The following is a 19954-nucleotide window of genomic DNA, read 5'->3' on the forward strand; positions in this document are numbered from 1 at the left end:
ATTCGCGAGTTAAATTCCAGCAAGGAGTTATGCCGTGCGATTTCCCATGCGCTCGTTGATTGCGCGTTTCGCTGTTGCCGTTGCACTGCCGCTCGCGGCAATCTCGTTCGCCGCGACGACCGCCGCCCCCGCTCATGCGCAACAGATGCCGGCCGGCGCGAAGCAGCCCGGCGACTTTCCGCGCGCGAAGCTGACCGCGGGCATGTTCGTGATCGACGCAGCCGTCGCCGCCAACGACGCCGATCGCGAACAAGGCTTGATGTATCGCACGACCCTCGCACCGAACGAAGGCATGCTGTTCGTCTTCAATGAAACCGCCGTGCATTGCTTCTGGATGAAGAACACGTTGATCCCGCTGTCGATCGCTTTCATGCGCGCCGACGGCACGGTCACCGACATCGACGAGATGCAGGCCGAGACCACCAACAATCACTGCCCGAAGAACAACGGCGTGTATGCGCTGGAAATGAGCAAGGGCTGGTTCTCGTCGAAAGGCATCAAACCGGGGATGAAAATCCAGGGGTTGCCGGCCGCGCAATAAAGGCGCGTCGATCGCGGCGACACCCTGCCGATTCTTCAGCGGACGCTTTTCAGAAAAAAGCCGGTGCCTTTCGCGAGGCACCGGCTTTTTTGCGTTCAGAGCACGGCGGACCCTGCGCGCTACCGCACCGCAAAAGGCCCGCGCCGTCTCGCGAGCCCTTACCGGCAGGCCATCAGGCGCGGCTGGCAAGATTCCTGCAAAAGACAAGCCGACGCGCTATCCTAGTATTCTTGGCAAAGCAGCATCCAAGGCTCCCCGGGCAGCAGGGACTGCCGCCCGGCAAGCGTTACAGGCGCGCCATTTCAAGGAGGTTCACGTGCCCCGCAAGACTCCCATCGAGCGCTACCGGAATATCGGCATCAGCGCTCACATCGACGCTGGCAAAACCACCACCACCGAACGCATCCTGTTCTACACAGGCGTGACCCACAAGATCGGCGAGGTTCACGACGGTGCTGCGACGATGGACTGGATGGAACAGGAGCAGGAGCGCGGCATCACGATCACATCGGCTGCCACCACTGCTTTCTGGAAGGGTATGGCCGGCAACTATCCGGAACACCGGATCAACATCATCGACACCCCGGGCCACGTCGACTTCACGATTGAAGTTGAACGCTCGATGCGCGTGCTCGACGGCGCCTGCATGGTGTACGACTCGGTCGGCGGCGTGCAGCCGCAGTCCGAAACCGTGTGGCGTCAGGCGAACAAGTACAAGGTGCCGCGCATTGCGTTCGTCAACAAGATGGACCGCGTCGGCGCGGACTTTTTCCGCGTGCAACGGCAGATCGGCGATCGCCTGAAGGGCGTCGCGGTGCCGATCCAGATTCCGGTCGGTGCGGAAGATCATTTCCAGGGCGTGGTCGACCTCGTCAAGATGAAGGCGATCTACTGGGACGAAGAGAACCAGGGGATCAAGTTCGAGTACCGGGACATCCCGCCGGAACTCGCGGCTACCGCGAAGGAATGGCACGACAAGATGGTCGAGGCCGCCGCTGAAGCGAACGAGGAACTGCTCGACAAATATCTGCACGGCGGGACGCTGACCGAAGAGGAAATCAAGCACGGCATTCGTGTGCGCACCATCGCCAACGAGATCGTGCCGATGCTGTGCGGCAGCGCCTTCAAGAACAAGGGCGTGCAGGCCATGCTCGACGCGGTGATCGACTATCTGCCGTCGCCGGTCGACATTCCCGCCATCACCGGCCACGACGAACACGACAAGGAAATCGAGCGTCATCCGAGAGACGACGATCCGTTCTCCGCGCTCGCCTTCAAGATCATGACCGACCCGTTCGTCGGCCAGCTGATTTTCTTCCGCGTGTATTCCGGCGTGGTGAATTCGGGCGACACCGTCTACAACGCGGTCAAGGAGAAGAAGGAGCGCCTCGGCCGGATCCTGCAGATGCATGCGAACGAGCGCAAGGAAATCAAGGAAGTCTACGCGGGCGACATCGCCGCGGCCGTCGGCCTGAAGGAAGCGACCACCGGCGACACGCTGTGCGATCCGCAGCACGTGATCATTCTCGAACGGATGATCTTCCCCGAGCCGGTGATTTCGCAGGCCGTCGAGCCGAAAACCAAGGTCGACCAGGAAAAGATGGGCATCGCGCTCAATCGTCTGGCTCAGGAAGACCCGTCGTTCCGCGTGCAGACGGATGAAGAATCCGGCCAGACGATCATCTCCGGGATGGGCGAGTTGCACCTGGAAATTCTGGTCGACCGGATGAAGCGCGAGTTCGGCGTCGAGGCCACCGTCGGCAAGCCGCAGGTCGCGTACCGCGAAACGGTGCGCACCAAGGTCGAAGACGTGGAAGGCAAGTTCGTCAAGCAATCGGGCGGCCGCGGCCAGTATGGCCACGCCGTGATCACGCTCGAGCCGGCGGCGCAAGGCAAGGGCTACGAATTCGTCGACGCGATCAAGGGCGGTGTGATTCCGCGCGAGTTCATCCCCGCGGTCGACAAGGGCATTCAGGAAACCCTCAAGGCCGGCGTGCTCGCGGGCTATCCGGTGGTCGACGTGAAGGTGACGCTGACCTTCGGCTCGTACCACGACGTCGACTCGAACGAAAACGCGTTCCGCATGGCCGGTTCGATGGCGTTCAAGGACGCGATGCGCAAGGCGAGGCCGGTGCTGCTCGAACCGATGATGGCCGTCGAAGTGGAAACACCGGAAGACTTCATGGGCAACGTGATGGGCGACCTGTCGAGCCGTCGCGGCATGGTGCAAGGCATGGAAGACATCGCCGGCGGCGGCGGCAAGCTGGTGCGCGCCGAAGTGCCGCTCGCGGAGATGTTCGGTTATTCGACCTCGCTGCGTTCGGCGACGCAAGGCCGCGCGACCTACACGATGGAGTTCAAGCACTACGCTGAAACGCCGAACAACGTCGCGGAAGCCGTGATCAACGCGAAGCAGAAATAAGCGCCGTGGGTTGCAACACGCGATGTCCTGCAACCCGCAATGCAATGAAGGCAAACGGCAAAAGGCCCGTCCCCTGTGGATGGGCTTTTTTCGTCCTTTTTTCGTCCTTTTTCGTCCATTACGCAGCCTCCGGCCGCAGCCAACACACACGTTTTTGAACGTGCAAAAATGCCGGACGGCACCGCGCCCTGCATCCGGAGACGTGCCCACGAGGAGACACACCATGAGCCAGGATCACGAACACCCGCACTACAAGGATGAGCAGGCGCCGGCGCCGATCGACTGGCGCGAGCACGGCGTGAAGGTCATCAAGGGCGACCAGCTCGACAGCAATACCGCGCAAACGCCGGGCATGAATCGCGCGGCGGCGATCAACGCGGCGCGCGTCGGCGCGCAGAAACTCTGGGCCGGCACCGTGACGATCCATCCGAATGCGAAAACCGGCGCACACCATCACGGCGCGCTCGAAAGCGTGATCTACGTGGTGCGCGGTCAGGCACGCATGCGCTGGGGCGAGCATCTCGAGTTCACGGCCGAAGCCGGCCCGGGCGACTTCATCTTCGTGCCGCCCTATGTCCCGCATCAGGAAATCAACGCGAGCACTGACGATCCACTCGAATGCGTGCTGGTGCGCAGCGACAACGAAGCGGTGGTGGTGAATCTGAACATCGACGCGGTGGAAGCGCCTGAAACGGTCTTCTGGGTCGATCCGATTCACAAGCATCCGCACGATCACTAAACCGCTTTCACGCCACTCATGACGCCGACCGCTTCGCTGCGCCCTCGCCTCATCACGCTCTATGCCGTCCTGATTGCCGCCAATCTCGGCGCGTGGGCCTGGGCGCTGATCGCGTTTCGTCACTACCCGCTGCTGCTCGGCACCGCGCTGCTCGCATACGGCTTCGGTTTGCGCCACGCCGTGGATGCCGACCACATCGCCGCGATCGACGCCGTCACGCGCAAGCTGATGCAGGCGGGCAAGCGTCCGCTCGGCGTGGGCCTCGCGTTTTCGCTCGGCCATTCGACGATCGTGATCGTGGCGACGATCGGCATCGCGTGGACCGCGCATTCGCTGCACGGCCGCTTTGACACCTTCAAAGCGGTGGGCGGCACGATCGGCACGGTCGTGTCGGCCGTGTTTCTGCTGGTGCTGGCGTGCGTGAACCTCGTGATTCTGCGCGACGTGTGGCGCCGCTATCGCCACGTCCAACGCGGCGGTGAACTCGCTGCTGAAGCGACGGCGAGCATCGCGCCCGCCGGCCTCCTGTCTCGCGCATTGCGGCCGATGTTCCGGCTCGTGACGAAAAGCTGGCACATGTACCCGGTCGGCGTGCTGTTCGGCCTCGGCTTCGACACCGCGACCGAGATCGGCCTGCTGGCGATTGCGGCGTCCGAAGCCGGCAAAGGTCTGCCGCTGTATTCGATTCTCGTGTTCCCGGCGCTCTTCACCGCGGGCATGACGCTGGTCGATTCAACCGACAACGTGCTGATGGTCCACGCCTACGGCTGGGCCATGGACGATCCGAAGCGCAAGCTCTACTACAACGCGAGCATCACGTTCGTTTCGGCGGTCGTGGCGATCGTCATTGGCGGCGTCGAAGCGTTGGGTCTGCTGTCGGACAAACTCGGTTTGAGCGGCGGCGCATGGGAGGCGGTGGCAGCCCTCAACGAACGCTTCGGCGTACTGGGTTATGGCATCGTCGCGACCTTCATGGCGTGCTGGATCGGCTCGGTGCTGTTCCACCGCTGGCGCCGCCCGAACACGGCCGCGCGGTAAATCCACCTTGCCTTCGCAGAGGATCGGTAACGTTTTCAAAGCGGGTTTTCGAAGCAGGTTTTCAAAGCGGCGCCGGCGTAACGGCGATTTCCGCGCTGCGGCATCCCGCGCTTTAGCGCAGGCCGTGCGAGACAACCGCCAAGCGTTGTCGTGACGACACACGCCGACCCTTTTATGCGCCAAACGGCAGCCGGACCGCGCTGCAAGCACGCCGAACCGGCGTGCAATCGCTTAAACTGAAACCGCTTTTCAGCACTGCAGCGCGCTGCAGCTTTTCGTCATTGCAATAAGTCGCCCTGTCGCGCGCATTCGGCGTGACCCTTCAGAACCGACAGCAGAACGGATTGGACACTCCATCGATGAAGACTCCCGCGGACCGATTTCTCGAACTCGACCTAGCCCGCCGCACCGCCGACGCCTACGGCAACCACGCCATCGACGAATTCATCGCCGGCCGCGTCACGCGCCGCGATCTGCTGCGCTACGCGAGCGTGATCGGTTTGTCGCTGGCTGGCGGCGGCGTGCTGAATGCGCCGCGAGCCCGCGCGCAAGGCACGCCGAGTCCGTCCAGCCAGACGATCCGCGTGGCCCATCTGACGCCGGCCGGCGCGGTCGATCCACTCACGGTGAACGACGCCGCGAGTCTCGCGCTGCTGAACCAGACCGGCGAATTCCTGATCGACGACGACAGCGAAAAACTCGCGCTGAAGCCGGCGCTTGCCTTGTCGTGGAAGCCGAACGACAAGGGTGACGTCTGGACTTTCACGCTGCGCCCGAGCGTCAAATTCCACGACGGCCAGCTATTCACCGCCAAGGACGTCGTCGCCACCTTCGATCGCCTCGCCGATCCGGCGAGCGGCTCGGCGGCGCTCTCGGTGCTCAAGGGCGTGCTCTCCAAAGGCGGTGCGAAGGTGGTCGACGAACACACGGTCGCCTTCCATCTCGACGCACCGAACGGCAACTTCCCGTACTACGTTTCCTCGGACAATTTCAACGCCGTGATCCTGCCCGCGAACTATGCAGGTGGTTATGAAAAGAGCTTTATCGGCACCGGTCCGTTCAAGCTCGAGAAGTATCAGGCGAAGGTCGGCGCTTCGTTCGTGCGCAATCCGGATTACTGGGGCGATAAAGCGTTACCGCAACGCGTACAGTTCTCGTTCTACGCGGACGAACAGGCGCAAATGCTCGCTTTGCAAGGCCATCAGGCCGACGTGATGGGCACCTTCACCGTGCAGGGCGGCGCGGGCATTCTGAACAATCCGGATTACAAGGCAATCGGCGTGAAGTCGAGCGCGCATCGCCAGATTCATATGCGCAACGACAACCCGTTGTTCAAGGACAAGCGCGTGCGTCAGGCGCTGGCGTTGTCGCTCGATCGCGAGGTGCTGGTGCGGGGTCTGTTCAAGGGCCGTGCGCAGCTAGGCAACGACAGCCCGTTCGCACCGGTGTTTCCGTCTTCCGATGCAGGCGTCGCGCAACGCAGGATCGACATCGCGAAAGCGAAGCAACTGCTTGCACAAGCGGGCGTGCCGAACGGCTTCGACGTCACGCTGACCACCGAAAAGTACATGGAGATTCCCGACCTCGCCGTGGTCGTGCAGAACGCGGCGAAGGCGATCGGCGTGCGCATCGATCTGAAGGTGGAGAGCCAGTCGCTGTACTACGGCGCGGGCACGCCGGGCAAATCGGATTGGCTCGACTCGCCGCTCGGCATCACCGATTACGGTCATCGCGGCGTGCCGAACGTGTTTCTGAACGCACCGCTCACCAGCACCGGCACGTGGAACGCCGCGCACTTCAAGAACCCGCAATACGATCAACTGGTCGCGCAGTTCGTCGCGGCGGTCGATCTGGGCACGCAGAAAAAGATCTCCGGACAGATCCAGACGCTGCTGCTCGACGAAACGCCCGTGATCATCCCGTTCTTTTACGATCAACTGATCGCCATGCGCAAGGGTGTGAACGGCGTGCGCTTCACCGCGCTCGCGCAACTGTATTTCGACCGCGCGGTGCTGAGCGCGTGATGTCGAACGCACGAGCGGTGAATGCAAAAACCGCTGAACGCATGAGCGCACGGCGCTTCTTCGGCAGGAGATCACGATGTCGACCACGGTGACCCCTTCCGCGTCCCCGATCTCGAGCGGCAATGCGGGCCGTGTCGTGCGGTTTCTGGCGACGCGGGCCGGTTTGTCGTTGATCACGCTGTGGCTGTTGTCGGTGATCGTGTTCGCCGGCGGCCAGTTGCTGCCTGGCGACATCGGCCGCGCGGTGCTGGGACCGCTCGCCGATGCACGCGCGGTCGCCGCGCTCAATCATCAGCTCGGCGCGGATCGTCCGCTCCTGACGCAATACGTCGAGTGGATTTCGCATTTCGTGCGCGGCGATATGGGGCTCTCCTACGCGTACCGTGAACCGGTCGGGCCGTTTATCGCCGACGCCCTGGCGCATTCGGCCAAGCTCGGTTTGCTGGCGTTTGTCGTCGTCGTGCCGCTCGGCATTGCGGGCGGCGTGTGGTCTGCCATGCACGCGGGGCGCTGGCTCGATCGCACCATCAGCATCGCAGGTTTGTCGGCGACGGTGGTGCCGGAGTTCGTCTCCTCGATCGTGCTGATTCTGGTGTTCGGCATATGGCTGCGTTGGCTGCCAATCGAGGCGTCGTATCCGCCCGAAGCGAGCGCGCCAGAACAATTGCGGTATCTGATTCTGCCGGTGCTGCCGCTGGTGCTGGTGTTCTTCGGCTACATCGCGCGGATGGCGCGCGCGGGCACCGTCGAAGCGCTCGATGCGGACTACACCCGCACCGCGATCCTCAAGGGTTTGCCACGCCGCACCGTGATCTGGCGGCACGTGCTGCGCAATGCGCTGCTGCCGACCATCACCGTCGCCGCTACGCAGCTCGGCTATATGATCGGTGGCCTCGTGGTGGTCGAGACGCTGTTCCACTATCAAGGTATCGGCTCGCTGATCTACAACGCCGCAAAAGCCAAGGATTTTCCGATGCTCGAAGCGGGTGTGCTGACGATCGGCGTGGTCTACACCGTCGCCAATCTCGTCGCCGATGCGCTGCATGTCCTGCTCAATCCGCGACTTCGCGTGAGGAGCGCCGAATGAGCACCCTTGTTCCGCCAGCCGCGCCGCCCGCGCCACGTCCGGCTACCGAGCCGCGCTTCGACCAGTTGCGCGTGCTGCTGCGCTCGCCCACGTTCGTGGTCGGCGTGTTGATCGTCGGATGGTGGGTCGTCTGTGCGATCGCCGGGCAATGGATCGTGCGGATCGACCCATACGCATCCGACCCGCTCAACTCGCTCACGCCGCCCGATGGCACGCACTGGTTCGGCACCGATCAGCTCGGCCGCGACGTGTTCTCGCGAGTGATCGTCGGCGCGCGGGACATTTTAACCATCGCGCCTTTGGCGACGCTGTTCGGCACGCTCGCGGGCACTGCGTTGGGATTGATCGTCGGCTACTTCGAGGGCTGGGTCGACAACGTGGTGGGCCGCGCGATCGACGCCGTGCTCGCGCTGCCGCTCGTGATCGTTGCGTTGCTCGCGCTGGCCGCGGTCGGCGCATCGAACTTCACCGTGATTCTCGTGATCGGCATCACCTTCACGCCAATCACCGCGCGCACCGTGCGCGCCGCCGTGTTCGCGGAACGGCATCTGGACTACGTCGCCGCGGCGCAACTGCGCGGCGAACGCGCGCCGTACATCATGTTCGCCGAGATTCTGCCCAACGTGCTGCCGCCGATCATCGTCGAGGCGACCGTGCGGCTCGGGTATGCGATTTTCGCGGTCGCAACGCTGTCGTTTCTCGGCTTCGGTATTCAGCCGCCTTCCGCCGACTGGGGCCTCGCGCTGTCCGAGTCATACACGCTGATGGCAGGCGGCGCGTGGTGGACTGTCGTGTTCGCAGCCGGCGCCATCGCCTCGCTCGTGGTCGGCGTGAATCTGATCGCCGATAGCGTGCAAGGAGTGCTCGACCGATGAACGGCCCGCCGCCCGCCTCGTTCCCCGCCTTCGACGTGTCGAAGAGCGATCGCACGGATGCGCTGACCGTCGTCGGCCTGACGGTCACGTACCGGATGCGCGGACGCGATCGTGAAGTGCTGCAGGACGTATCGTTTCGCGTGCGGCGCGGCGAAGCGTATGGCCTTGTCGGCGAATCGGGCTGCGGCAAATCGACGGTCGCGATGGCGGCGCTGCGCTATCTGCCGCGCAACGGCAAGGTGAAAGCGGGCAAGATCATCATCGCCGGCCAGGACGTGCAGAAGCTCGACGCCGACGCGTTGCGCACGATGCGCGCGAATGCGATCTCGATGGTCTATCAGGATCCCGGGCGGGCGTTGAATCCGTCGCTGACGATCGCGCGGCAAGTCACGGAAGCCTTTGAAGCTGCCGGCGTCTCGCGTGACGAAGCGGTGCAGCGCACGGTCGAGATACTGCAGCGGGTGCGTATCGCCTCACCCGAGCGCGTGATGGACAGCTATCCTCATCAGTTGTCGGGCGGCATGCAGCAGCGTGTGGTGATCGCCATGGCGCTCGCCTCGAACCCGGCCTTGCTGATTCTCGACGAACCGACCACCGGGCTCGACGCCACCGTCGAAGCCGAGGTGCTCGACCTCGTGGCGCAACTGCGCGAAGAGCTCGGCACGGCGGTGCTGTTCATCAGCCACAACCTCGCGGTGATCGGACGAATGTGCGAGCGCGTCGGCGTGCTTTACGCTGGCAAGCTGGTCGAGGAAGGCGCCACGCAGGACGTGTTCGCACGGCCGCGTCATCCCTATACGGTTGGACTGCTGCGCTGTCTGCCGACTGCGGGGCGCAGCAAGGACACCGAGCGGCTCGACACCATCGCGGGCAATCTGCCCTTGCCCGGCTCTGTCACGCAAGGCTGCATTTACGCGGACCGCTGCCGCCTCGCCGACGACCGCTGCCGCCGCGAAGCACCGCCGCCGTATCGCTTGAGCGCGGCGCACGGCGATCAGATGTCGCGCTGCCATTATCACGAGCGCGCAATCGAACTGCCGCGTACGGCTGCGGATGCGCTGCCTTCGCATGACGATACGTTGCGTGATGGCGAGCGCCCTGCTCTCGTGCTGCGCGCGGAAAAACTCTCGAAGACATTCCACGTGTCCGGCGCGCCGCTGCGCGCGGTCGACAACGTCTCGATCGATCTCGCCAGCGGCGAAACGCTCGGCCTTGTCGGCGAATCGGGCAGTGGCAAGACGACGCTCGCGAAACTGATGCTTGGCCTGCTGACGCCGGATGCGGGCAGCGTGCTCGAACTCGACGGCTCGCCACTCGCCGCGCGCGTCACGCGACGCAACGACGAGCAGGTCAAGTCGCTGCAGATCGTGTTCCAGAATCCGGACTCGGCGCTCAATCGCGCGCATTCGGTGAAGCGGCTGATCGGCCGTGCGTTGTCGCGCCTCACCGCGCTGCGCGGCGCCGCGATCGACGAACGGCTCGCCACCTTGACGGCGGCCGTGCGTTTGCCTGAACGCTATCTCGGTTCGCGCACGCGTCAGTTGTCCGGTGGCCTCAAACAGCGCGTGGCGATCGCGCGCGCGTTTGCCGGTGAGCCGCGCGTGGTGGTTTGCGACGAACCCACTTCGGCGCTCGACGTCTCCGTGCAGGCCGCGATTCTCAACCTGCTCGCCGATCTGCAACGCGAGCGTGGCGTGAGCTACGTGTTCATCTCGCATGATCTGCACGTGGTGCGCTATCTGTCGGATCGCATTGCCGTGCTATACCTCGGCCGCCTGCTCGAGATCGGACCGGCAGCCGCGGTTTTCGGCGGACCGCACCATCCCTACACCGAAGCGCTTCTGTCTTCGGTGCCGACACTCGACGCCCACGACAACACAGCTCGCATACGCCTGTCCGGTGATCTGCCGAGCGCCGCATCGCCTCCTTCCGGCTGCGTATTCCATACGCGCTGCCCGCGCAAGCTCGGAGCAATCTGCGAGCAGCAAGACCCGCCCTTTCTCGAAGCCGGCAGCGACGACCGTGCCCAGCCGTCCGCGCATCGCATCCGCTGCCATATCCCCGTCGACGATCTGCGTGTGCTGCAGGCCGCCTCGCGCAGCAACGCCGTCGAAGCCTCCGGCAGCACCTCGGAAAACGCACCGGAAAACGCCGCGCGCAACGAATAACGCGCAATAAGGCGGCTTTCCGGCCACGCGTTTCATCATCGAAACGTTTTCCCGCATTTTTTCCTCGCGGGCATCGCACGTGCCTATTCGACGCCCATCACTGCAAGGCTTTGCGGGCAATGGCATGGATATCGCTAAGTAGCGTCCAGACATTCGAAGCCAAAGAGATCGCGATAGAGACTGATGCGCCGCTTGTGCGAATCGCCGTGACAGGAAGCGAACCGTAACGCAGCGCGCCCGGGCGGTATCGGCTGAAGCGCGTGCAAACGCCGCGCACCGGCTAGGACACCGGGAAGACAGTGACGGTGTTTGACTTGCATTCGCAAACCAGACTCGGGGAGCGACGAGGCCCGCGTTCAGACAGGCCCGCCGTTGAAGGATCAGCGTGGGAGATGACGGCAGCGAGGTGCCGGCGTCCCCTCGGGAGAGACGTGATGAAAACCAGAAAATTCAATCAGTACTACTTCGGGGTTTTACGGAGTACGGCAATCGCGGCAGGCGTGGCTTTGCTGGTAACCCAGGTCGCGTACTCGGCGTCGACCGATGCGGTCCCCAGGTTGATGACGGTTGCCGATGCGCCCATGCCTGCGAGCGGCTCGCACGCCGCGACGCAAGCGGCGCAGGACGACGGTTCGGCGGAGGGCGCAGCGGCCACCGGCACCGCGCCCGACGAACCGACCGCTGCCGACGACGCGGCGCTGGTGTTCAGTCCGCGCGAGTGCACAAGCACCAGTGTCGGAGGATGCGTGCAGCATCGCGGCGGCAACGGCGCGGCGAGCGCCGGCAGCAGTGGCGCGGGTGCGAGCGGCAATGGCGCCGGCGCAGCCGGCGGAGCAGCAGGCTCGGGCAGTGGCGGCGGCAAGGGTAATGGCGGCGGCAGCGGTGGTGGCGGCGGCGGAGGCGGCAGCAGCAGCGGTGGTAGCAGCGGTGGTGGTAGCAGCGGTGGCGGTAGCAGCGGTGGCGGCGGCAGCGGAGGCGGCAGCAGCGGCGGCGGCAGCAGCGGCGGTGGTAGCAGCGGCGGCGGTAGCAGCGGCGGCGGTAGCAGCGGCGGCGGTAGCAGCGGTGGTAGCAGCGGCGGCGGTAGCAGCGGCGGCGGTAGCAGCGGCGGCGGTAGCAGCGGCGGCGGTAGCAGCGGCGGCGGTAGCAGCGGCGGCGGTAGCAGCGGCGGCGGTAGCAGCGGCGGTGGTAGCAGCGGCGGCGGCTGCGGTTGCGGTAGCGGTAGCGGCCCCGGCGGCGGATTCGGCGGTGGAAAAGGCGGCCCCGGCGGTGGTTTTGGCGGTGGTTTTGGCGGAGGCTTCGGTGGCGGGTTCGGCGGCGGCTTTGGCGGAGGCCCCAGCGGCGGTCACGGAGGCAAGGGTAGCGGCGGTAACGGTGGTGGCAATGGCGGAGGAAATGGGCACTAGCAGTCGCCTGTTTCCCGGGTAGGGGGCCCCCGCGCCCTACCCCTCGCTAACGACACGCGTATGCCGTCCGCAGTCCCCCGGCATCGGCGGTGATGTCTCGATCCCCCGGTCGAGCGTCACCGCCTGAGGCCGGTTGGCGTCGGCAGCACCCGCAGGCGGCCCGGCAAAGCGCCACGCACGGCCGCGAAGCGACAACAGGCGGCGCCTGCTCTTGCACACGTTTAAAACCAAAACAGTCGATCGCGTCGTGCGCGGCCGGAACCAAACCGAAGCGTTCGCCTCATATCAGATTCAACGTTCGATATGAGGGCATCACAACATGCAACGAAACGTCCCCCACTCCATGGCGCGCACGGCCACCGGCCTGCTGATGGTTGCCGCTCTGGGCCTCGCATCGCTCGCTCATGCGCAAACACCGGCGCCAACACCGGCTACGTCGGCCCAGCCACAAACCTTGTCGCAAGCCGCCCCGCCAGTCGATCCGACCTTCTCCGCCTATTCGCTCGCGCAAACCTGCAGGCAGAAAAACGACAACGTCGCGCAGGGTCAATGCATCGGCGCGATCCGCGGCATCATCCACGGCTATCAGTACGGCGTGCTGTTCCTCGGTCAGCGCGCCTCGCTGCCGCCCAACGAAACGCAGCGCGTGTCGCTGTGCTTGCGCAATACGCAGGTGTCGTCGATCGTCGACGACTTTGTCGCCGACGCCGCCCAGGTCAACGAAGACTCGCTCAAACACACGCCCGCTGAAGTCGCCGTTCTGGGTTCCGTGCACATGCACCATGGTTGCAATTAACGGCGCCGGCGCATCGAACCGCAGCGGCATAAGCGCACCGACCCGACCGGCGGCTGCAATCCGCTAACAGCCGCCGCTGCGCTCACAGCATGTCGAGTGGCCGCTTGCTGCGTGGCGGTTTGAAATAAGTGTCGATCGCAGCAAGTTCACGAGCGTCGAGTTGCAGTTGCGACGCCCGATGGTTGTCTCGCACATGCTCGACGCGGCCCGCTTTCGGAATCGCGAACACACCCGGCTTTTGCAACACCCACGCGAGCGCCACCTGGAAGATCGAGACGCCGCGTGCGTCGGCGATGTCGTCGAGCGGCGAGCGCTTCGGCAGGCGCGCGTGATCGACCGGGCTGTATGCCATCGCCGGCATGTTGCGCGCGGCGAGCCACGGCAACAGCTCGAATTCCGGCCCACGGCGCGCAACGTTGTAGAGAATCTGATTGGTCGCGCAGGCCTCGCCACCCGGCGTGGCGACAAGCTCTTCCATATCGTCGGTATCGAAGTTGCTGACGCCCCAGTGGCGAATCTTGCCCGCGCTGCGTAGTGCCTCGAATGCCTCGACCGTTTCGGCGAGCGGCACCGAGCCGCGCCAATGCAACAGATACAGATCGAGCCGATCGGTTTTCAGGCGCTTGAGACTCTGTTCGCAGGCCGCGATCACGCCGCGCCGGCTGGCGTTATGCGGATACACCTTGCTGACGAGAAAGACCTGATCGCGCAGCCCCGCCAGCGCTTCTCCGAGAAGCGACTCGGTGGCGCCGTCGCCGTACATTTCCGCCGTGTCGATCAACGTCATGCCCAGCTCGATGCCGCAACGCAGCGCGGCGAGTTCCGAGGCGCGCCGCGCCGGCTGTTCACCCATCTCCCAGGTGCCCTGCCCCAGTTTCGGAATACGCTCGCCGTCGGGCAGGCTCACGCTTGCGATATCGGTCGTCATGCTTTCTCCTCGAAGTGGCTAAAGTGGCAAAGATGGCTAGTGTGGCTAAACCGGTGGCCACGCGCGTGGGAGAACGCGTGGATGTCGATGCGGCGGCCCGTGAGTGCGCGGTGCACATCACGGAAATCATAGCGACGAGTTTAGCGGTTGCACGAGCACCGGATCGGGCACCAGGCAAAAGCCCGCTATAACGGAGCGCGCCGATGTCTTAGAATTGCCGCTTGCCCTTCTTGCGTAAGCCCCATGACCTCAGCCTCGGAAGACCGCTGGCGCGACCTGCGCCCGGACCCGGAAAACGACACGCCGCTATACCTGCAACTCGCTCGCAAGCTCGGCAGTGCGATTCACGAAAACCGTTGGAACGCGGGCGAGGCGCTGCCTTCCGAGCGCGTGCTCTCCGAGGCGCTCGGCGTATCGCGGATCACCTCGCGCAAAGCCATTGCCCTGCTGGTCGAACAAGGGTTGATTCGCCGCACTCAAGGTGCGGGCAGCTTCATCACGCCGCGCTATGAAGATCCGCTATCGCGTCTGTCGAGTTTCAGCGAGATGCTGCGGCGACGCGGTTTTACGCCGAGTTCGAAGTGGTTGTCGCGGGAAATTTCGCCGGCTAACCGCGATGAGGTGATTCAACTGGGCTTGTCGCCGGCGGCGGCCGTGACCCGGCTGCGCCGCCTGCGCCTCGCCGACGGCATCGTAATGGCCGTGGAGAATTCGACCTTCCCCGCTGCGGTGATTCCCGATCCTCAGGCAATTGGCGATTCCTTGTACACGTACCTGGAAAATCGCGGACTGACGATTGTGCGCGCGCTGCAGCATTTTCGCGCAGTCAACGCGAACGAAGAGATCGCGCAGCAGATGAGCATCGCACCCAACGAAGCGCTGTTGCTGATCACGCGTGTCGGGTACACGGCGGATCAACGGGCCATCGAGCTGACCGATACCTACTGCCGGAACGATTACTATGATTTCGTGGCGGAGTTGAGGAAGTAAGCGCGTTTTTTGTCCCGGCCATCCGCACCTTTACGCCCATTTCGCTTCATGCGCGCCTATCCGCGCCGGCGGCAGCGCAAAATACGCAGGCGTCGCCTCCAGACGCTCGGCCGGCAGAACGCCCAAAACCCGCCCGAACTCCGACTGCACGGTTCCCAGGCAATCCCGCACGTCGTCGATCGAAACATCGGGTGCCTTCCAGCCGTCGGGAAGCAATTCAAACGACTGCAACCAGCGCCCGGTCTGCGCAAGCGAGACCCTCACGTGCCAGCTCCCGCCTTCGGTGGCCCGGCGCGCCAAGGCGGTCATTGCGCCGAAAGCGGCCAGATACCCCGTCGCGTGGTCCAACGCCTGACACGGTAAATGCTTCGGTTCGTGCCATCCCGCCGCCTCGCGCTCAGTAAAAGCAATCCCGCTAGCGGACTGCACCAGGCTATCGAAACCGCGCCGCCCGGCCCACGGCCCCGTGTGCCCATAAGCGCAAACCGAGACATAGACGATCCCCGGCCGCACCCGCGCCAGCTCCTCGGGGCCAAACCCGCGCGCCGTCAGCGCCCCCGGCCGATATGCCTGCAAGAACACATCGGCACCGCCGACGAGGCCACGTAACGTTTCCCGCCCGGCTGCATCGCGCAGATCGATCACGGCCGAGCGCTTGCCGCGCCCGTTGTCGATCACCAGCGGCGCAATGTTCGGCAAGTGCGGACCGTTGACCATCAACACCTCCGCGCCATGCTGCGCGAGCGCGCGCCCCGCCACCGGCCCGGCAATGATGCGCGACAGATCCAGCACCCGCACACCCGCCAGCGGCCGCTCCGCGCCCGCCTCGCGTGGCGGTTCGAGCGGCGCGTCGCCAATGCGCTCGATCTCGAACAACGGCAGCTCCGCAATCGCCTTCGCCTGATCGAGCGCGCTCCACTCTTCGGGCGTGCGAATCAATGCCGCGCACAAGCCGGCGTCGGCGAGCGTCTGATCGAGCGTCGCGCCATCCCAGCCGCGGATCGCCTCGGCCACCGCCGTGCGATCGTTCGCGCAGCCCAGCACCTTCAGCACCCCTGCGAGATGATGCGGAAAGTTCGTGTGCAGTTGAATCCAGCGAGCGTCGCGCGTCGCGTAAAAGCCCGTCACCGGATCGCGCAAGGCGGGCGGCGGGCCGTCGTCGATACGCAGATAGCGTTCGCTGCGAAACGAGGCCAGTGCGCGCCGCATCTCCACCGTGACGTGTTGCCGGCGCCCGGTGCGCAAACGATGGTATTCCGCAGCCGCAAGGCCGCTCGCGGCGATGGTTGCCGAGGCCAACGCGCCGACCTGATAGACCGACGGCAAACCCGGATCGGCGCCGGGAAGCGAAACGGACCTCAGCGCGGCCGGGTCGCATTCCGCAGTCATCCAGATATGTTTGAGGGCGAGTTCAGGCGTCGTGGCGTTCATGTCGTTCATCGTGTTCGGGTTGTGTGTGTCAGAACAGGAAGAAAGTGAACCGAGTCTAGAATTTCGCCTTGCCGCAATCAATCTTGATTATGATAATCAATATATATTGATTTCTTCGGTTTTTGCACGTTTCCATGCCGCCCTCCCAATCCCTGACCGCTGCCGAAGCTGCCGACGCGCTCGGCATCAGCCTGCCTACACTGTATGCGTATGTCAGCCGCGGCATGCTGAGCTCGTCGCCGGACGCGCAAGGCAAGCACCGGCTCTACGACGCCGGCGAAGTGCGGCGGCTCGCGCGGCGCAAGGAAGACGGCAAGCGCGCCGGCAAGGTTGCGCAAAAGGTGCTGGACTGGGGCGTGCCGGTCCTCGAATCGTCGATCACGCTGGTGGCCGGCGGCCGCCTGCTGTATCGCGGGCACGACGCCATGGAGCTGGCGCGCACGGCATCTCTGGAAGATGTCGCGGCGTTGTTGTGGGAATGCAGTGCGAGGCGTATCGCCGACGCACCGGCCGTGCCGTTCGCCGCCGCTCAGTGGGCCGCGTGGCTCAAGCTCTGGAGCGACAGCACGCCGCTCGACCGTGCGCTCGTGCTGCTGCCGGCCGCCGCGGCGCAAATGCCGCGGGTATGGGCGCTCGGTCGCGACGCGCAACTCGATACCGCCTGCGCGGTCATGCGCTTGCTGGCCGCCGCGATGATCTCGGCGGCGCCGTCGAACGAACCGCTCCACAAGCAGCTGGCGTCAGCATGGAATGTGAGCAACCGTCAGCAGGCAGGGTTGCTGCGCGCGGCGCTGGTGGCATGCGCGGATCATGAGTTGAATGCATCGACCTTCACGGTTCGCTGCATCACGTCGACGGGGACGCATCTGTTCGGCGCCGTGGCAGGCGGTCTGGCCGCATTGGCCGGGCCGCGGCACGGTGGCGAAACGGTGCGGATTGCGGCGCTGCTCGATGAAGCGTCACGCGCACCCGATCTCGACCGCTATCTGGCGAACCGGCTCGCCCGCCACGAACACGGCGCGCATGGGCCGGTGCTGTCGGGTTTCGGCCATCCGCTTTATCCGGAAGGCGACCCGCGCGCACGCCTGCTGCTCGGAATGCTCGCCGACTGCGCGCCGGCCCGCTCGCCGCTAGGCGAAGTGCAGGCGCTCGCGCGCACGGTGCGCGACACGACCGGCGCGGAGCCGACCGTCGACTTTGCACTCGTGGCCATAGAGCGGGTGCTCGGTCTGCCGGCCGGCGCTGCATTCACGCTGTTCGCGGTCGGCCGGGTGGTCGGCTGGATCGCCCATGCGATGGAGCAGACGCGCGACGGCCGGCTGATCCGGCCACGCGCGCGCTATATCGGGGAATATGAGGCGGCCGGTTGAAGCGCGGCCTTGCCCAGCCGCTCAGCAAATACGGTTCGCATCCGTGTCTGCAACGGTTGCCGCAGTTGCCGCGGTCGGCAGCGACTGCCGACCGCGGCTCCCGGTCACGCCACGCCTAACCAGCGCGGCAGCCAGTTCAACATCGGCAAACCGCTCAGCGGCCGGGTTGCAGTGCGTTCTGAGCCGCTAGCCAGCGCGAAACGCGCACCGGCCTGCCCTGCGCTGACCCACGCCACCTCGCCGCGCGGCAACTCGATCGATTGCCCCGTTGCCAGCCAGTGATCCCCGTTTTCGCCTTCGACGGTCAGCCAGATCTCGCCAGAGATCACCTTGAAGACCGACGGACGCGCGACACGCCAGGCCGCTGCGGGCTCGCCATGTTCCATTTCGAAAATACGGACTTCACGCATCGTTTTTCTCCTTCAAATAACTTTCCTGTTGTACTGATTATTGACGTGTGATCATCGGATACCCATGCACAGTTCCGAACACTTTCATCGGAACTGTTCAGTCGAAAAAACGGACAGTTGGTAGCAATAGCGCTTCGTGGGTGCATGCAGTGCGCACCGCACGGAAGGTTCGGCACCCCGACTGCCCCGCTACCCGGCGAAGGAAAGGCACTGCATGAAACTCGAAATCCAACTCGATCGGGATAACGGCGTACCGCTCACCGAGCAGATCGTCACGGGCGTCACTGCCTGGATTCGCTCGCGCGCCGCCCATCCTGGTTCAAAGCTGCCGTCGATCCGTCAGTTCGCAGCCGACTACGGCGTGAGCCGTTTTCCCGTGATCGAGGCTTACGACCGACTGGTGTCGCTCGGCTATGTCGACTCGCGCCACGGCTCGGGCTTCTATGTCGCCGACCGGCAACCGGCGAACACAACGTGCCAGGGTTCCTCGGACCCGCGCCGCGCCGAGGACGAATCGGGGCACATCCTCCAGCAGTTCAATCATCAGGGTGAGACGCTCAAGCTTGGCAGCGGCTTCATACCCGATGCGTGGCGCGACATGGACAGCCTCGCGCAGGCGATCCGCCACGTGTCGCGCACCGACACGGCAAGCATGATTGATTACGCGACCCCGCTCGGCAATCTGACCTTGCGCGAGCATCTGCAAAGCCGCATCGGGCAGTTGGGCATTCAGGCGGACGCCTCGCAGATTCTGATCACCAACGGCGCGAGCCAGGCGCTCGATCTGCTGATGCGCTACATGCTCAAAGCCGGCGACACGATGTTCGTCGAGGACCCCGGTTACTACAACCTGTACGGTTTGCTGAAACTGCATGGCGTGAAGCTGATCGGCATTCCGCGCACCCGCAACGGCCCCGACCTCGATGTACTGGAGGCGCAGTTGCAACTGCACCGGCCCAAGCTGATGTTCGTCAACACTGTGTTCCACAATCCGACCGGCACCACGGTCGCGCCGCCGGTGGCGTTCCGGCTGCTGCAACTGGCGCGCACGCACGGCTTCAAGATCATCGAAGACGATATCTACGCCGACTTCCAGACCGACGTCACCGACCGTCTCGCGACGCTCGACCAACTCGAACACGTGATCTACGTGGGCGGCTTGTCGAAGACGCTGTCGTCGTCGTTGCGGATCGGCTGCGTGGTGGCGAGCCACGAGATCATCAAGGACCTGGTCGACATCAAGATGCTGACGAGCATCGGCGGTTCGCGCTTTGCCGAGGCGGTCGCCGTGTCGTTGCTGGAGCGCGGCGCGTACCGCAAATATCTGGATCGGCTGCGTCGCCGCATGCGCGACGCGCTGGGCTCGACTACCCAGATACTCGAAGACGCCGGCTGGGAACTGTTCGAAAAGCCCGTCGGCGGCAAGTTCCTGTGGGCACGCGTGCCGCACGTCGACAATGCCGAACGGCTGGTGGCATGCGGCGCGCCGCTCGGCGTAACGGTGGTGCCCGGCAGCTATTTCCGGCCGCACATGGAAGTAAGCCCGTGGATCAGGATTCACGCGGCATTCGGCAACGAACCGCGCGCCCAGGCATTTTTCCATGCCGCCGCGGCGCTGCCTGCTTCAGTCTGAGCGGCTCAGCCAGCCTTCGCGCTTGACGGATGCCCGCTGCGCCGGGACTCGCTTTTCCCTAGAATAGCGAGTCCCAGCCCGTCCCCGCGCGCCTAGCCG

16 protein-coding genes are annotated in these 19954 nt (G+C 64.7%); 13 read left to right on the top strand and 3 right to left on the bottom strand.

Annotated elements, in window-relative coordinates; all coding sequences use genetic code 11:
* The first annotated feature begins 34 nt into the window (after positions 1-34).
* The 10 genes from DSC91_RS21980 (at position 35) to DSC91_RS22025 (ending at position 13093) form a co-directional block, all read left to right on the top strand.
* Positions 35-541 carry a DUF192 domain-containing protein gene (locus DSC91_RS21980; protein WP_115780842.1) on the top strand — a complete coding sequence of 169 codons (507 nt, stop codon included), beginning with the start codon at positions 35-37 and terminating at the stop codon, positions 539-541.
* Between the two features lie 316 nt (positions 542-857).
* Positions 858-2963: an elongation factor G gene (fusA, locus tag DSC91_RS21985; RefSeq protein WP_115780843.1), complete on the top strand. Its 2106-nt coding sequence runs from the start codon at positions 858-860 to the stop codon at positions 2961-2963.
* 223 nt (positions 2964-3186) lie between these two features.
* Entirely contained in the window at positions 3187-3702 is a 516-nt protein-coding gene (locus tag DSC91_RS21990) for a cupin domain-containing protein (protein ID WP_115780844.1), read from the top strand.
* Between the two features lie 18 nt (positions 3703-3720).
* Positions 3721-4740, top strand: a complete 1020-nt coding sequence (locus DSC91_RS21995; RefSeq protein WP_115780845.1) for a HoxN/HupN/NixA family nickel/cobalt transporter — start codon at positions 3721-3723, stop codon at positions 4738-4740.
* 359 nt (positions 4741-5099) lie between these two features.
* Positions 5100-6764: an ABC transporter substrate-binding protein gene (locus DSC91_RS22000; protein ID WP_115780846.1), complete on the top strand. Its 1665-nt coding sequence runs from the start codon at positions 5100-5102 to the stop codon at positions 6762-6764.
* 76 nt (positions 6765-6840) lie between these two features.
* Entirely contained in the window at positions 6841-7851 is a 1011-nt protein-coding gene (locus DSC91_RS22005) for an ABC transporter permease (protein WP_115780847.1), read from the top strand.
* The gene (locus DSC91_RS22010) at positions 7848-8726 is read left to right on the top strand and encodes an ABC transporter permease (RefSeq protein ID WP_115780848.1); all 879 of its coding nucleotides are present in this window, start codon (positions 7848-7850) and stop codon (positions 8724-8726) included. Before DSC91_RS22005 ends, DSC91_RS22010 begins: the two co-directional genes overlap by 4 nt.
* The gene (locus DSC91_RS22015; protein WP_115780849.1) at positions 8723-10894 is read left to right on the top strand and encodes an ABC transporter ATP-binding protein; all 2172 of its coding nucleotides are present in this window, start codon (positions 8723-8725) and stop codon (positions 10892-10894) included. Before DSC91_RS22010 ends, DSC91_RS22015 begins: the two co-directional genes overlap by 4 nt.
* A 434-nt stretch (positions 10895-11328) precedes the next feature.
* Positions 11329-12297 (top strand): hypothetical protein, encoded by a 969-nt coding sequence (locus DSC91_RS22020; protein ID WP_162831449.1) that lies wholly within the window; start codon positions 11329-11331, stop codon positions 12295-12297.
* 319 nt (positions 12298-12616) lie between these two features.
* Positions 12617-13093 (top strand): hypothetical protein, encoded by a 477-nt coding sequence (locus tag DSC91_RS22025; RefSeq protein WP_115780851.1) that lies wholly within the window; start codon positions 12617-12619, stop codon positions 13091-13093.
* 82 nt (positions 13094-13175) lie between these two features.
* On the opposite strand, the gene DSC91_RS22030 is transcribed toward DSC91_RS22025, so the two are convergent.
* Positions 13176-14021, bottom strand: coding sequence for an aldo/keto reductase (locus tag DSC91_RS22030; RefSeq protein WP_115780852.1), 846 nt, complete (start codon positions 14019-14021; stop codon positions 13176-13178).
* Positions 14022-14264: 243 nt separating this feature from the next.
* Between DSC91_RS22030 and DSC91_RS22035 the strand changes: the two genes are divergently transcribed.
* Positions 14265-15011 carry a GntR family transcriptional regulator gene (locus DSC91_RS22035; RefSeq protein ID WP_115780853.1) on the top strand — a complete coding sequence of 249 codons (747 nt, stop codon included), beginning with the start codon at positions 14265-14267 and terminating at the stop codon, positions 15009-15011.
* Positions 15012-15041: 30 nt separating this feature from the next.
* Here DSC91_RS22035 and DSC91_RS22040 read toward each other — a convergent pair whose 3' ends face one another.
* Positions 15042-16442: a CoA transferase gene (locus tag DSC91_RS22040; RefSeq protein WP_115783430.1), complete on the bottom strand. Its 1401-nt coding sequence runs from the start codon at positions 16440-16442 to the stop codon at positions 15042-15044.
* 134 nt (positions 16443-16576) lie between these two features.
* Here DSC91_RS22040 and DSC91_RS22045 point away from each other — a divergent pair, with 134 nt between their 5' ends.
* Positions 16577-17812 carry a citrate/2-methylcitrate synthase gene (locus tag DSC91_RS22045; protein ID WP_115780854.1) on the top strand — a complete coding sequence of 412 codons (1236 nt, stop codon included), beginning with the start codon at positions 16577-16579 and terminating at the stop codon, positions 17810-17812.
* A 104-nt stretch (positions 17813-17916) separates the two neighbouring features.
* On the opposite strand, the gene DSC91_RS22050 is transcribed toward DSC91_RS22045, so the two are convergent.
* Entirely contained in the window at positions 17917-18222 is a 306-nt protein-coding gene (locus DSC91_RS22050; protein ID WP_115780855.1) for a DUF2917 domain-containing protein, read from the bottom strand.
* Positions 18223-18436: 214 nt separating this feature from the next.
* Between DSC91_RS22050 and DSC91_RS22055 the strand changes: the two genes are divergently transcribed.
* Entirely contained in the window at positions 18437-19855 is a 1419-nt protein-coding gene (locus tag DSC91_RS22055) for an aminotransferase-like domain-containing protein (RefSeq protein WP_115780856.1), read from the top strand.
* Positions 19856-19954: the final 99 nt, after the last annotated feature.

Origin of the sequence: Paraburkholderia caffeinilytica (assembly GCF_003368325.1) — a bacterium.
GTDB classification, from domain to species: domain Bacteria; phylum Pseudomonadota; class Gammaproteobacteria; order Burkholderiales; family Burkholderiaceae; genus Paraburkholderia; species Paraburkholderia caffeinilytica.